The organism is Thalassotalea fonticola (assembly GCF_032911225.1).
Taxonomy (GTDB): Bacteria; Pseudomonadota; Gammaproteobacteria; order Enterobacterales; family Alteromonadaceae; genus Thalassotalea_A; species Thalassotalea_A fonticola.
This window is the reverse complement of sequence record NZ_CP136600.1, coordinates 833073-847244: the sequence shown is the minus strand read 5'-3', so window position 1 is coordinate 847244 and position 14172 is coordinate 833073. Positions and strand designations below refer to the sequence as shown.

Annotated in this window: 14 protein-coding genes and 3 tRNA genes; 8 read left to right on the top strand and 9 right to left on the bottom strand. The window is 37.2% G+C overall.

The window, feature by feature from the left end; translation table 11 throughout:
- Positions 1-62: 62 nt before the first annotated feature.
- A complete protein-coding gene (gene dinG / locus RI844_RS03440) occupies positions 63-2144 on the top strand; it encodes an ATP-dependent DNA helicase DinG (protein ID WP_348397074.1) in 2082 nt (693 codons plus the stop codon).
- 12 nt (positions 2145-2156) lie between these two features.
- On the opposite strand, the gene queE is transcribed toward dinG, so the two are convergent.
- A complete protein-coding gene (gene queE / locus RI844_RS03435; RefSeq protein ID WP_348397073.1) occupies positions 2157-2828 on the bottom strand; it encodes a 7-carboxy-7-deazaguanine synthase QueE in 672 nt (223 codons plus the stop codon).
- 102 nt (positions 2829-2930) lie between these two features.
- Between queE and queC the strand changes: the two genes are divergently transcribed.
- Both queC and RI844_RS03425 read left to right on the top strand, forming a co-directional pair.
- Positions 2931-3611 carry a 7-cyano-7-deazaguanine synthase QueC gene (gene queC / locus RI844_RS03430; protein ID WP_348397072.1) on the top strand — a complete coding sequence of 227 codons (681 nt, stop codon included), beginning with the start codon at positions 2931-2933 and terminating at the stop codon, positions 3609-3611.
- Between the two features lie 211 nt (positions 3612-3822).
- Positions 3823-4029 carry a hypothetical protein gene (locus tag RI844_RS03425; protein WP_348397071.1) on the top strand — a complete coding sequence of 69 codons (207 nt, stop codon included), beginning with the start codon at positions 3823-3825 and terminating at the stop codon, positions 4027-4029.
- Positions 4030-4043: 14 nt separating this feature from the next.
- Here the strand turns inward: RI844_RS03425 and uvrB are convergent, their stop codons facing one another.
- Both uvrB and RI844_RS03415 read right to left on the bottom strand, forming a co-directional pair.
- A complete protein-coding gene (gene uvrB / locus RI844_RS03420) occupies positions 4044-6041 on the bottom strand; it encodes an excinuclease ABC subunit UvrB (protein WP_348397070.1) in 1998 nt (665 codons plus the stop codon).
- A gap of 2 nt (positions 6042-6043) precedes the next feature.
- Entirely contained in the window at positions 6044-7417 is a 1374-nt protein-coding gene (locus tag RI844_RS03415; protein WP_348397069.1) for an MATE family efflux transporter, read from the bottom strand.
- Positions 7418-7940: 523 nt separating this feature from the next.
- Between RI844_RS03415 and RI844_RS03410 the strand changes: the two genes are divergently transcribed.
- The 3 genes from RI844_RS03410 to RI844_RS03400 all read left to right on the top strand — a co-directional run bounded on the left by RI844_RS03410 (position 7941) and on the right by RI844_RS03400 (position 8369).
- A tRNA-Asn gene (locus RI844_RS03410) sits at positions 7941-8016 on the top strand.
- A 68-nt stretch (positions 8017-8084) separates the two neighbouring features.
- A tRNA-Asn gene (locus RI844_RS03405) sits at positions 8085-8160 on the top strand.
- Positions 8161-8293: 133 nt separating this feature from the next.
- Positions 8294-8369 (top strand) — tRNA-Asn (locus RI844_RS03400).
- A 275-nt stretch (positions 8370-8644) separates the two neighbouring features.
- Here the strand turns inward: RI844_RS03400 and RI844_RS03395 are convergent.
- Both RI844_RS03395 and RI844_RS03390 read right to left on the bottom strand, forming a co-directional pair.
- Positions 8645-8917 (bottom strand): DUF4242 domain-containing protein, encoded by a 273-nt coding sequence (locus RI844_RS03395; protein ID WP_348397068.1) that lies wholly within the window; start codon positions 8915-8917, stop codon positions 8645-8647.
- Between the two features lie 53 nt (positions 8918-8970).
- Positions 8971-9210 carry a hypothetical protein gene (locus RI844_RS03390; RefSeq protein WP_348397067.1) on the bottom strand — a complete coding sequence of 80 codons (240 nt, stop codon included), beginning with the start codon at positions 9208-9210 and terminating at the stop codon, positions 8971-8973.
- Between the two features lie 174 nt (positions 9211-9384).
- On the opposite strand from RI844_RS03390, the gene RI844_RS03385 reads away from it, so the two are divergent.
- Positions 9385-9597 (top strand): DUF1653 domain-containing protein, encoded by a 213-nt coding sequence (locus RI844_RS03385; protein ID WP_348397066.1) that lies wholly within the window; start codon positions 9385-9387, stop codon positions 9595-9597.
- A 416-nt stretch (positions 9598-10013) separates the two neighbouring features.
- Here the strand turns inward: RI844_RS03385 and RI844_RS03380 are convergent, their stop codons facing one another.
- From RI844_RS03380 to RI844_RS03370, 3 genes are all read right to left on the bottom strand, one after another.
- Positions 10014-10832 (bottom strand): glycoside hydrolase family 16 protein, encoded by an 819-nt coding sequence (locus tag RI844_RS03380; RefSeq protein ID WP_348397065.1) that lies wholly within the window; start codon positions 10830-10832, stop codon positions 10014-10016.
- Between the two features lie 380 nt (positions 10833-11212).
- Positions 11213-12187, bottom strand: a complete 975-nt coding sequence (locus RI844_RS03375; protein ID WP_348397064.1) for an NAD(P)H-quinone oxidoreductase — start codon at positions 12185-12187, stop codon at positions 11213-11215.
- A 42-nt stretch (positions 12188-12229) separates the two neighbouring features.
- Positions 12230-12499: an acylphosphatase gene (locus tag RI844_RS03370; RefSeq protein WP_348397063.1), complete on the bottom strand. Its 270-nt coding sequence runs from the start codon at positions 12497-12499 to the stop codon at positions 12230-12232.
- A gap of 91 nt (positions 12500-12590) precedes the next feature.
- Between RI844_RS03370 and RI844_RS03365 the strand changes: the two genes are divergently transcribed.
- Positions 12591-13781 (top strand): class I SAM-dependent methyltransferase, encoded by a 1191-nt coding sequence (locus tag RI844_RS03365; protein ID WP_348397062.1) that lies wholly within the window; start codon positions 12591-12593, stop codon positions 13779-13781.
- 59 nt (positions 13782-13840) lie between these two features.
- Here RI844_RS03365 and RI844_RS03360 read toward each other — a convergent pair whose 3' ends face one another.
- Positions 13841-14155, bottom strand: coding sequence for a PilZ domain-containing protein (locus tag RI844_RS03360; protein ID WP_348397061.1), 315 nt, complete (start codon positions 14153-14155; stop codon positions 13841-13843).
- Positions 14156-14172: the final 17 nt, after the last annotated feature.

Sequence of the window (14172 nt, the reverse complement as noted above, 5' to 3'; positions counted from 1 at the left end):
AAAAACCTGTTAATATATACAGCAGTATATAAAAGCAGCTCGCTAATGGAAACAAAAAAATAATGTTAGGTGATAAAACCAAGGAAATTATCCGTAAGGCTTATAAAAGCATAGGCGAAAAACTTGAAAATTTTACGCCTAGAAAACAACAAGCTTACCTAATTGCCGAAATTGCCAAAACCATTGCTGGCGAATATTCAAAAGATCGTAAACACATAGTTATTGAGGCTGGTACTGGTACAGGTAAATCTTTAGCCTATTGTCTAGGGGCTATCCCATTAGCCATTTCACGTAATAAAAAGGTAGTAATATCATCAGCAACTGTCGCCCTGCAAGAGCAACTTGTTTTAAAAGACTTACCATTTTTATTGGATACATCAGGTTTAGCGTTTGAATACTGTTTAGTAAAAGGCCGACAACGGTATGTATGTAAGCATCGCTTAGGTCTTGCTTGTCATACCGATAGCGATACTGCGCAAGTTGCCATGTTTGATGAGAAACCCAAAGCCAGCGATGTTAAATTGTTAAAGCGTTTACATGACAAACTAAGCTCAGGTAAATGGCAAGGCGATCGAGATTCATGGCCTACGCCCATTCCAAACCATATTTGGCAACACATCCAAAGTGATAAGCACAGTTGTTTAAAGCATTTAAGTGAGCACACCCATTGCCCTTTTCATAAAGCACGAGAGCTAATGGATGTAGCAGATGTACTAGTGGTTAACCACAGTTTACTGTTAGCCGATCTAGAGCTTGGCGGCGGTAAAATACTGTCAGAGCCAGAAGATAGTATTTATATTATCGATGAAGCACACCACTTACCTGATATTACTCGTGATCACTCCTCAGCAATGGCAACAGTAAAAGGTGCCATTGAATGGTTAACCAAAGTAGCAGTAACCAGTGACAAAATAGGTAAGTTATGCAAGAGCCAACGCGCTATTTCACCTACACTTAAACTCGCCGATTTTACTCAGGAGATCATCGCTGATTTACAAAAAGTAAATTCTTTTTTAGATGCCAACCAACAAACCTATTTTGCCAAAGAAAAACAATACCGCTTTGAAAATGGCCTTATTCCGCAAAACTTGAAGAACTTGGCTGAAGATATCTCATCAACAACTAAAAAAGCGCTAAGCGAAGTAAACAAGCTATATAATTTATTAATGGAAGAAGTTAAAGACGGTGAAGTACAAATGTACTTGGCTGAACCATTGCTAGCTGAATCAGGTTTTGAAATTCAACGCTTAGAAAATTTAGAAAAAATTTGGTATATGTACGCTAAAACCGACTCTGAAAAAGGTGCACCACTTGCGCGTTGGATCGAGAAAACATCAGGTAAACGCGATGACTACCTAATAAGTGCCAGCCCTATTGAAGTCGGTTTTTTTCTTGAAGATAACTTATGGAGCAAATGTGAAGCGGCAGTGCTATGTTCAGCGACACTTTGTGCGTTAAATTCTTTTGAACATTTTAGAAAACAAGCAGGACTTGGCAATAACGACGGTACTCAATACAAAAAACTTGATTCCCCTTTTAACTATCAAGAAAATGCCGTACTCAGTATTCCAAAAATGCAATATGAGCCAAACGTAAGTGATGAATTTACAGAAGAACTTATTAAAAAGATCCCGGTAATATTAAGAGAGAAGCAAGCAAATTTAGTACTATTTTCATCTTATTGGCAAATGGAAAAAGTTGCTGATGCGTTGCGAAAGAAACCAAAATTTAAAGTACAAGTACAGGGAGAGACCTCAAGACAAGAAATAATCAAAAATCATAAAGAGCTCTGTGAGGAAGGCAAAACCAGTATTATTTTTGGCAGCCAAAGTTTTTCTGAAGGGCTTGATTTGCCTGGAAAATATTTAACAAACTTAATTATTACCAAGTTGCCCTTTTCAGTGCCAACGTCACCTGTAGATCAAGCTCAAGCTGAATATATAAAGCTTAAAGGTGGTAACCCGTTTATGTTGTTATCTGTACCAGATGCATCGAAGAAGCTTATTCAGTCTTGTGGTCGTTTATTAAGAAATGAAAAAGATACTGGCATGATCACCATTTTAGACCGGCGATTAGTTTCCAAGCGTTATGGCAAAGCCTTGCTAGATTCTTTGCCACCGTTTAATCGCAATGTTGAGTATTAGGATTTTAGAACGTTACTCAATACCAATATATTTATGAACTTGTACAGACAAGCGCCAATTGTTTTCAATACAGGTATCAATAGCAAGTTTAGTGGCACGCTCTTTTTGGCTAATAGGCTGTAAATAAATCGGCGTAGATTTAATATTATGCTCTTTCAGTAATGCTTTTAAATCATCTACGTGTTGCTCGGTCGCTACAGGATGTTTTATTTCATTAGCTCGTTGCATCGCAGATGATAAAATATCATAACCGCCGCGCATATTTACTTTTGGTGATACAGTAACCCAGCAGTCATCCGAAACTAAAATCTCAAAGGTTCCTGATGTTTCTATTTGGCAAGAAAACCCATGTTGTTCAAACAGCTCACAAATTGGTTTCAAATCAACCATACAAGGCTCGCCACCAGTAATAACAATGTGTTTTGCTTTAAAACCTTTACTTTGAAATATTCTAAGCATGTCTTGTGGCGTTAAATCTACCCACTCATCAGTTTCTGCTTTTTTATTAAGCACCACATCACTGGTAACTTCACTGTCTAAGTTTATTTCCCAAGTGTGTTTAGTATCACACCAGCTGCATCCTACAGGGCAACCTTGTAGTCGTAAAAAAATAGAGGGTTGACCAGTAAATGACCCTTCTCCCTGAAGAGTTTCAAATAATTCGTTAATTTTATAGTGACTCATAATAAATAATCTTTTGGATTTTATAATTTTATCTAATACCAAATTATTTAACTTGGTATAATATTGCTAATTATCGATAGTATAACCTAAGAGCAAGAACAAATGGCTGAAAATCTAGCAGAAAAGAACATGAATAAAGTAGTCGTGATCTACTCTGGCGGCATGGATTCTTTTACTGTACTTAACCGTGCGTTAAAAGATGGCAAACAAGTATATGCCTTAACATTTGACTACGGTCAAAAGCACGTAAAAGAAATTGACTATGCCGCAAATGTTTGTAATGAATTAAACATTCCTCATAAAGTTATCGACATTAGTGCCATTAATCAGCTGCTTGCTGGTTCATCGTTAACTGATGATATAGACATTCCAGAAGGACATTATGCAGAAGACAGCATGAAGTCGACGGTTGTCCCTAACCGTAATATGATTTTGTTATCACTTGCTGTTGGTTATGCTGTCTCTGTAGAAGCAAGCCAGGTTTATTATGGAGCTCATTCAGGCGATCATGCAATTTATCCTGATTGCCGTCCCGAATTTGTGGTGAAAATGAACGATGTTTGTCAGATTGCCAACTACCAACCGGTTGAAATATTCAGCCCTTACTTAACCCAAACTAAAATTGACATTTTAACTGACGGCTTAGCTATGGATTTGGACTATGGTAAATCTTGGACTTGCTATAACGGTAGAGAAAAAGCATGCGGTAAATGTGGTGCCTGTGAAGAACGTCTTGAAGCCTTTAAAATGAATAAGGTTACAGATCCCTTAGAGTATGAATAAACAACAAGCATGTTGGAAATACTAACGTAAACGGCTGAATACAACTTATCTGGCCGTATATGTCCCCTAAAAAATATCATTTAAATAAATAACTTAGCTTTTGCAATTATAAACTTAACGATTAAATGGCTGAAGAGCCCATATTTATTAGGCTAAATGTGAATTTCTAACCTAAACTTAGCGTATGTCTTAGTTAATTATAGGAGGACGTATGGGCTCTATTTGGGAACATCATGCTATTCATTTAGCCGATCTCATTAGTGCAAAGGACGAGTTACAAGCACATTTGTATTTAGAACAGTTAATGTTATTTCCTGTTGATATTCAGGACAAAATCATCAATGAAATATCCAGTTTACGTAAATGCAATACCGACGATATTGCAGAAATAATTACGTTTTATAGTTCAAGAGTTTAACTGTAAAAACTGGGTTAAGTTTTAAGTTGTAAATTTCGTAGTTTCGATATTTCATCTCTACATGCGGCAGCTTTTTCAAACTCTAAATTGCGTGCGTGGTCAAACATTTCATTTTCAAGGCTAGCAACTTTTTTATCTATTTCTGTAGTAGTTAAAATATGTTGTTCTGCCTTAGGAGAAGCAAGCTTTAGATCCCCTTCTTTTAGACCACTGCCAACGCCCATTACATCTTGAATTTTTTTAACCAACCCTTTCGGTGTAATGCCATTTTCAATATTGTAATTATGCTGTTTAGCTCGACGACGTTCTGTTTCATCAATCGCTTTTTTCATCGATTTAGTGATTTTATCAGCATATAAAATCGCCCGGCCTTCTAAGTTACGGGCAGCTCGACCAATGGTTTGAATTAACGAACGCTCTGAACGTAAAAAGCCTTCTTTATCAGCATCTAATATCGCTACTAACGACACTTCTGGTAAATCGAGACCTTCTCGTAATAAGTTAATGCCGATCAATACATCAAACTTACCTAAGCGCAAATCACGAATAATTTCCATACGTTCTACGGTATCAACATCTGAATGCAAATAACGAGTTGCAACACCATGTTCGGTAAGGTATTCGCTTAAATCTTCAGCCATTCGTTTCGTTAAGGTAGTTGCCAAAACTCGTTCGTTTTTAGCAACTCTGATATTAATTTCAGACAATAGATCATCTACTTGTGTCTCAACAGGACGAACTTCTATTTCTGGATCTAACAACCCTGTAGGCCGTACTACTTGCTCGGCTACTTCTCCTGACGACTTGTCTATTTCATAGTCACTTGGCGTAGCGGATACATAGATAGTCTGCGGTGATATTGAAGTAAATTCATCAAACTTCATTGGTCTGTTATCTAGCGCAGAAGGTAAACGAAAGCCATATTCAACCAGGTTTTGTTTACGCGACCTATCGCCTTTATACATGGCACCTATTTGCGGTACGGTGACATGCGATTCATCTAAAATAAGTAAGCCATCATCTGGCAAATAATCAAATAACGTTGGCGGCGCATCACCAGGTTCACGACCAGATAAATAACGAGAGTAGTTTTCTATACCAGAGCAATACCCCAGCTCTGTCATCATTTCAATATCAAATTGAGTTCGTTGTACTATTCGCTGCTCTTCTACCAGGCGATTGTTATCTTTTAATTGTGTTGCGCGCTCTTTTAGTTCAACTTTGATTTTTTCAACTGCGGCAAGTATTTTTTCACGTGGTGTTGCGTAGTGAGTTTTGGGATAAATAGTTATCCTCGGCAATATACTTTCGACCTGACCAGTAAGTGGATCAAATTGGCTAATGCGCTCCACTTCTTCATCAAACAATTCAACTCGAATGGCAAGTCGGTCTGACTCAGCAGGAAATATATCAATAACATCGCCCCTAACGCGATACGTAGCACGTTGAAACGCTACATCATTACGAGTGTATTGTAATTCAGCCAAACGTCTTAAAATGTCGCGCTGATTAATAATATCGCCTTGTCTAAGGTGCAACATCATTTTCAAATATGAATCAGGATCGCCTAAACCATATATCGCCGATACAGAAGCAATAATGACAACATCGCGACGCTCTAATAGCGCTTTAGTCGCCGATAAACGCATTTGTTCGATATGTTCATTTATTGAAGCATCTTTCTCAATAAACGTATCTGTGGTTGGAACATAAGCTTCTGGTTGATAATAATCGTAGTATGAGACGAAATATTCAACCGCGTTATGGGGGAAAAATTCCTTCATTTCACCATAAAGTTGAGCTGCGAGTGTTTTATTAGGTGCTAATATCATTGTTGGGCGCTGCTGCTTGGCAATAACATTTGCAACAGTGAAGGTTTTACCAGAGCCTGTCACTCCTAGTAGTGTTTGATGTGCTAAACCAGAGTCTAAACCGTCCATTAATTGGGTTATGGCCGTTGGTTGATCACCACTTGGGGTATAATCAGATACGATTTGAAATTCTTTACTCATGATTACACTTCCGCCGAACTTAATGTTTCCGGGTTTTTAAACTGTTTATTAAATAAGTAATAAGACACTACAGCCATAAACAGATTTCCCAATAATGCACCAACAAATAACCCGGTTAAACCGAAGAATAAACTGCCAACATAAGCTAATGGTACATAAAATATAAATAAGCGAATAATACTAAGCATTAAAGCCACTATAGGCTTATGTAGAGCATTAAATGAAGAGTTGGTTAATATAACTATACCTTGTAAACCATAACCTAACGGTAATATCCACATGAATAAGGTAATGATATCAGCCACGCTTTGTTCTTTAGCAAACGCGGAGGTGATCAACGGTGAAATTAAAATAAGCACTGCGTATATTGCAACTTGCCATAGTATGACAAACTTAACCGATACATTGAAAGCTTGTTCTACCCGGTCAATATTACCAGCGCCAAAGTTTTGGCTAATAAAAGGTGGTAAAGTCATCGACATAGCCAGTACAACTAAACAGGCAATAGATTCAATTCTAGAACCAACACCAAACGCTGCAACTGCAGATTCTCCATAGCCAGCCACAATAGCAGTCATAACGGCGGCGGCTATAGGCGTTAACATATTAGCACCCGCAGCTGGTAGACCAATTTGTAGTATCTGCCCTGCTGATTTTTTAACGACAGACCATTCTGGTAAGGATAAGTGAATGAGTTTACGTTGAAATGCTAAAACATAGGTAATAAATGCTAGACCAAAAGCCCAAGAGATGACTGTCGCTAACGCTGCCCCTTGAATACCCATGGCAGGTATAGGACCAAAACCAAAAATGAATACCGGATCTAATAAGGCATTTATTAATCCCGCACTGCCCATAACAATACTAGGTGTATGAGTATCACCAGACGCTCTTAACACGGCATTACCGATCATTGGGCCAATCAAACCAACACTTCCCAAAAACCATAAATCCATATAATCATGAATAAGGGGTAATAAATGCGGTTCGGCACCTAATAATGTGAATATTTGATCAGAGAAAATATAGCCTGCAAAAGACAAAACAATCACTATGATTGAGGTAATTAATAGTGCAACGGTCGCGGCATTACGTGCATCTTCTGTATTGCCTTTACCTAACGTTTTCGCAATAACCGCAGATGTACCTATACCTAAACCAATTGACAAGCTGATAACTGTAAAGGTGATCGGAAAAGTGAAACTAATCGCGGCTAAAGGTTGTGTGCCAAGAAGACTAACAAAAAACGTATCAACTAAATTAAATGTCATTAATAATACCATGCCGAAAATCATTGGAATGGTCATATTTTTTAAGGTGGTACTTACAGGATCATTTAATAAATCTTGATTAGTTCGTTTATTTTTTGTTGTCATCGATAAAATAATACTTTGGAGAAAAAGAAAGTTTAGTATTGTAAAAGATACTTACTGCACTAGCTAATTAATTATTAGATTAATAGGTAATTTATTAATAATTTCTGTAAAGCCATCAATTTATACACAATGGTAGAGTTATAAGCTAGATTGGTTACAAATCAATCCATTAGTTTCATTTATGAGCAATAACCCTGTAACTTACTGTAAATATTGAAATTAAAAATTCATTGTAGAAATTTATTGAGTAAGAAAATTCAATAGAAACAGCCCTGTACAAATTGTTTACACTTCAGTACACATAGTTATCCACAAAAACAGTGGATAACTTTTTAAGAAAAACAACAAACCTGTTAAAATAATATTAACAAGCAACTTGCCGCAAGGCGGCTATTTCAGCGACAATTTGTATGCAAAACAAGCAAACAATACAACAAATGAAATTAATCTTATTTTTAGTGTTGACAGGCTCGATATAGAAATATAATATTCCGCCCCGTTAAGCAACTTGCTTAACGGCAATTCCTCAATAGCTCAGTTGGTAGAGCAACGGACTGTTAATCCGTTTGTCCCTGGTTCAAGTCCAGGTTGAGGAGCCATATTAAAAAGCTATGGTTTAATATTTAGTTAAACGGTGGTCAGGTTTAGAAACCTAAAAAAGAACAATTCCTCAATAGCTCAGTTGGTAGAGCAACGGACTGTTAATCCGTTTGTCCCTGGTTCAAGTCCAGGTTGAGGAGCCATATTTGCTGATGATATACATGAAGTTGCAAAGCAACGGACTGGCTAATATAAAATCGCCGATTCCTCCCTAGATCAAGTCCAGGTTGAGGAGCCATACAAAAAGTAGCTAATAGTACTACTTAAAAAAATTATTCCTCAATAGCTCAGTTGGTAGAGCAACGGACTGTTAATCCGTTTGTCCCTGGTTCAAGTCCAGGTTGAGGAGCCACATTAAAGAAGGCCTGTACTAGAAATAGTTACAGGTCTTTTTGCTTCTATAGGAAAAATAAATAGCTCAGTTAGTAGAGCAACGGACTGTACTCTCTATAAAATCAGCGTTTGTCCCTGGTTCAAGTCCAGGTTGAGGAGCCACATTAAAGAAGGCCTGTACTAGAAGTAGTTACAGGTCTTTTTGCTTCTATAGGAAAAATAAATAGCTCAGTTAGTAGAGCAACGGACTGTACTCTCTATAAAATCAGCGTTTGTCCCTAATGAACTCAACTTTTACTCAGCGGTTGTTGGGTCAATTATCCTGCGCACCTGTTGAATGCTGTTTGCTGGAAAACCTCCTTTATTCGCATGTTCCATCACTACATCTTCATTTGGAGCTATATACACACAATATATTTTGTTATCGGTAACGTAACTTTCTAACCACTGTATACTCGTCCCAATCTCGGAAATTACAGAACAAGACTTTTGCGATATGGCCGTAAATTCATCAGCAGATAGTTGACCAGCTTCAGGAATTTCTCTTTCAATAATATATTTGGGCATAATAATCTCCTTAAAATCTCTATCAGTGTAGGTTAAGAATCATTACTCAGCCATTATTGCTGTTCTTTCATTTTCTTATAATGCAAATACACACCAAATAGGATGATAATTACGCCAATCGCAGGGTTTAATCCTAAACCATTTATTAGAGCCCCGGTAGACATAACTAAGTGACCATTTACAGAATAGCCTACATGCTTACTAGGGCATGCCTTACCTGTTTTTAATAACACTATCGCGATTAGGCTATACAAAAAGATAAGTGCCCATAGAAAACTAAATGCACTACCCACTATAAAACTCCATACAAATTAAAATTCGATTTACTGTTTCTATATTTAATAATAGAAGATGTTCCTATAAATAAAAAATTCAGCTAATAAAGATATGAGAACGAATAAAATTTGTTGGCAATATCGCTGGTTAAGGTAAAATTAGCCTCAAAGTTTTAAAAAGAATATTATTTTATGAGTATACCCACAGGAAAGTATCAACACTTTAAAGGCAACTTTTATCAAGTTTTACATGTCGCTAAACATAGTGAAACTGAGGAAGAATTTGTCGTTTATCAACCACTTTACGGTGAAAAGGATATTTGGATCAGGCCTTTAGCTATGTTTAATGAAACAATAGAAAGAGATGGAAAAACGCTTTTAAGGTTTTCAAAGGTAACTGATTAGAAAATAGACAGGAACTATGTCAAGACAATTACCTAGCTGAACATGTTTAAAGCACTACATTATACCATTCTGCATAAAGAATGACTCACTCAGCGATTGTTAAAAGGGTTTTAGGTAAGGCTTTCATTTTGTACTGTGGTTATTCCACTGATAAAATGTTTAACGCAGCATAAAGCTCTTTTAACAATCGCCCTTTGGGTGCTTATCAAACCCACGATAACGGCCCAAAATTTAAAGAAGATAGAATAACTATCTACTTCAAATTTTGGTTGTTCTTGAGCGTTTGATAAGCACTGAGTTGACCATATCTTTATGCAGAATGGTATTATTTACCTAATCTAGTGCTTTTTTATTGCAGAATAATTACATCCACTCAATGATCATCAGGTTGTTAGTTAACCTAACCGAGACTGTCATTAATACCAAGCTTCGTGTTTCACCCAGTCGACTTCCATAACCCAATTAGCTGTCATTGCTGAATCATTAATCTTGGCAAAGTTCAGGATGGCAAAGAATGGCTCAGAAAGTTTATCTGCCTCACTAGGAAGTCGATAGACTTCAACTTCATCCAGGCGAAAAATAACATCATCTGCAACCCACTCTACCGAGTATTCATGATATTCGTCTAACTTGGCTTCTTGGACTAACATCAGGGCCTGCCAATCACCGCCTCCGCACTCACCATTACTTTTGATAGCTCGAGCCGCATAATGATTCGGGCCGCCATCACTATGATGCTCAAAGATATCAATTTCACCAGAACCGGCCATCGGCCAACACACGTTCTCATCAGGGTGCTGCACGGGTGGTTCGTTATTCTGAGAGCCGAGCAGCCACCAAGCAGGGAACATACCTGATTGACCACTGTTTTCAACTTTTAAGCGAGCGCTCCACTTGCCCTTGACAAATTCCTTGAGATTTTTGGAAGCGATGCGACCAGCAACATACTGGGTATCAGGGTGTTGTTTACCATGTTTGTCAAAGTTATCACAACTGCGTTTTTCGCCAATATCAACTACTTTAAGTTTTAAGGTGCCATCACTCACTTCACGGGTACCAAACTGGTTGTCCGGGACATAGCAATGGGTTTCATTATTAACCCAGATACGCTGATCTTGCCAGTTATTAGGATTGAAAGTATTGAAGTCATCGAAAAAATCAACATGCCAACTGCTCACCGCACTTTGCTGCTCCTTTAAATCATTATTTGTCATGTCGCCAGAGCATGCGAACATCAATAATGCTGACGGTATTGTGACAAGGGGTAAAATATACTTCATAGTTTTCCTTTAGGTATTTTATCTGATTCTATGGAACTGCGATTAAATAATATTCTCCATTTCCCATGAAATTGATGAGCCAAATATTAATAATTATTATTTTTAATCTCTTAGAAAGGTAATACAAAAATCAACAAAAAGTATTCATAAATAGTCAAAGTGGACTTAAGGCAGGTTAGGACGGACTAAAGCAGCGTTGTAAATTTAAAATTAAACTCCTTATAATGCTGCTAATGCTTTAGATATAGGAATTTTGTTTCATTAAAGTACTGCAGAGCCACGTAAGGTCATTAGTTTGTGGCTATGCTTATATTTTTATATGTAATAACAGTTCTTTAATCATTAATAGACAAGATGTATTTGCCAATATTTTTATTCTGACTCATTAAACTGTGGGCTTGGTCAGCTTTGCTCCAATCAAACACATGTTCAATAACAGGATTTATTACGCCTTGTGTCAAACTATTAGAAAATTTTTCACAAAAATCAGTAACAAGTTTACTTTTGTAGCCGTCAGATCGACTTCTTAAAGTAGAAGCATGAATATTAACTCGTTTTAACAACAGTTTAGCAACGTCAACTTTTTCACAAAAGCGCCCTCCCAACATCGCTAGCATCACTACTCGGGAATCTAAACCTGCCACATCAATATTTTTTGATAAATAATCGCCACCTACAACATCTAAAATAACGTCGAAACCAGTCTTAAGGTGCTGCTTTTTCCAAGCAACAAAGTCTTCTTCTTTATAGTTGATGATGTTATCAGCACCTAAATTTTGACACGCTATCGCTTTCTTTTCTGAGCTTACCGTAACGGTGACTTGTGCACCTATCGCCTTACATAGTTGAATGGCCGCTGTACCAACACCACTTGCGCCAGCATGTATAAGGACGTTCTCATTGGGTTGTAAATCTGCAATAGTGAATAAACTTTGAAAGGCAGTTAAGTAAACTTCGGCAATTGCAGCGCCTTGGCTATAGTTAAGATGAGCAGGTAAAGAAATCATATGTGAGGCTTTGATCTTCACATACTCACTGTAACCACCTCCGCCAACTAAACCTAAAACCTTATCGCCAATGTTAAAGTTATTAACATCGCTACCTAGTTCTGTAATTTCACCACAAACTTCTAAGCCTAATATTGGTGACTCACCTGGTGGAGGTGGATATTTACCCGCTCGCTGTAATAAATCAGCGCGATTTACACCTATCGCGTGCACTTTAAGCAGGCATTCATCAATATCAATAACAGGGGGTGGTGTCTGGCTAAATACTAGTTCTTGTTGTTCATTTACGTCTATAAACTTCACATGTCATCCTAAAAACTTCAAGTTAAACTACAAAGCTGCAATTTAACCAATAGAAAAATGATTAATATCTCTTGGGTGAGTTTGATCAACAACAACGTTTTCAACCTCTGCTTCTTCAGGTCCTTGATGTAACCAGTCGAGCATATGTTGAACATTATCTTCGTCACCACACACCATGACCTCTACACTACCATCTTCAAGATTATGTGCATAGCCACTTAATTGATAGTCTATGGCAATATTTTGAGCGCTCGCTCTAAAATATACTCCTTGTACAACACCTGTGACCTTTGCAATGTAGCAAATTTTCATAGTTTATCCTTTTGTTATTGTCGCCTCATTGTTAACTGCTACGGCATTGTTTACAATCAGTGCTCTTTTTACCTTACATAAAGAATATAGTATGTCTGCACGAATAATGTTAAATCCTTCACGAGAAAAATCACTTTTACGTCGTCATCCTTGGATTTTTTCCAAAGCAGTCAATAAAATCATTGGAAAACCTCTTTCTGGAGAAACTGTAGATATTTATGACAGTAAGGGTAATTGGCTTGCAAAAGGTGCATATTCACCACAATCACAAATTCGAATTCGAGTATGGACATTTGATCAACAAGAAAACATTGATGATGAATTTTTTAGAACGCGCTTTATCAATGCCGCCACTCTACGTGAAAAAACAATTAAAGATGGTGGCTTAAATGGCTTTCGTTTGATTGCTGGCGAATCAGATAATCTTCCAGGGTTAACAATAGACGTTTATGACAACATATTAAGCTGTCAGTTATTAAGTGCTGGCGCAGATTTTCATCGTCATGCAATTTTTAGAGTACTTGGCGAACTGTATCCCGAACATGCAATTTATGAACGCTCAGATGTTGATGTGCGTAAAAAAGAAGGTTTAGAACTTACTAAAGGTTGGATTACTGAACCATTAAGTTCTACTGAATGTGTTATTAACGAACACGGTATTAAAATTAAAGTTGATGTAGAAAAGGGCCATAAAACCGGTTTTTACCTAGACCAACGTGATTCTCGTTTAGCGGCAGGACGATATGCAAAAGATAAAACCATTTTAAATTGTTTTTCTTATACGGGAACATTTTCCTTGCACTGCGCTAAAGCAGGTGCAAAAGAAGTTATCAATGTTGATGTTTCGCAAACAGCGTTAGATCTAGCCAAGGAAAATCTTGAAATAAATGACTTAACCGATAAAAACGTTCAGTTTATAAAACAAGATGTATTCAAGTTACTTCGTCAATACCGTGAGCAAGGTAAAAAGTTTGATATGATCATTCTTGATCCACCGAAATTTGCCGAATCAAAAGCACAGTTAAAAGGGGCATGCAGAGGCTATAAAGACATCAATATGTTGGCGATGCAACTGCTTAATAAAAACGGTTTATTATTGACGTTTTCATGCTCAGGGTTAATGGATACAGGTTTATTTCAAAAGATTGTTGCCGATGCGGCATTAGATGCAAGACGTGAAGGAAGAATTGTTGAGCGTTTACATCAGGCAGCTGACCACCCTATTTCGCTAAATTACCCTGAAGGTTATTATCTTAAAGGCCTAGTCTGTCAAATGGATTAATAGAATTAGCGGCAAAACTAAATTAAAGTTCAAAATAATTTAGTTTTGCCCATAGCTATTTATTCGTTTTCAATCGTTTCAACCGCTAATAAGAATAGATCTTTACTTTCTTGTTCACAGCGCAACACCCTGCCTTTACAATCAGTCAAGGGCGCGGACAGCTGCTCATCACATTCATGATGAAACTTAATTATTGTACCAATTTCAACTGGGTGCCCTATTTCTACGGCAATACCTGTTGCACTAATATCACGACAATTAACCATTACATCTATATTGGCTTCCTCATCAACCAAAGTGATGGTCATTTGCTGATTCACCATTGTTCTGAACATTGAACGACTTTCATCAAAATCTTGATCTAACTTGTGCATAGATACCTCTATTACTG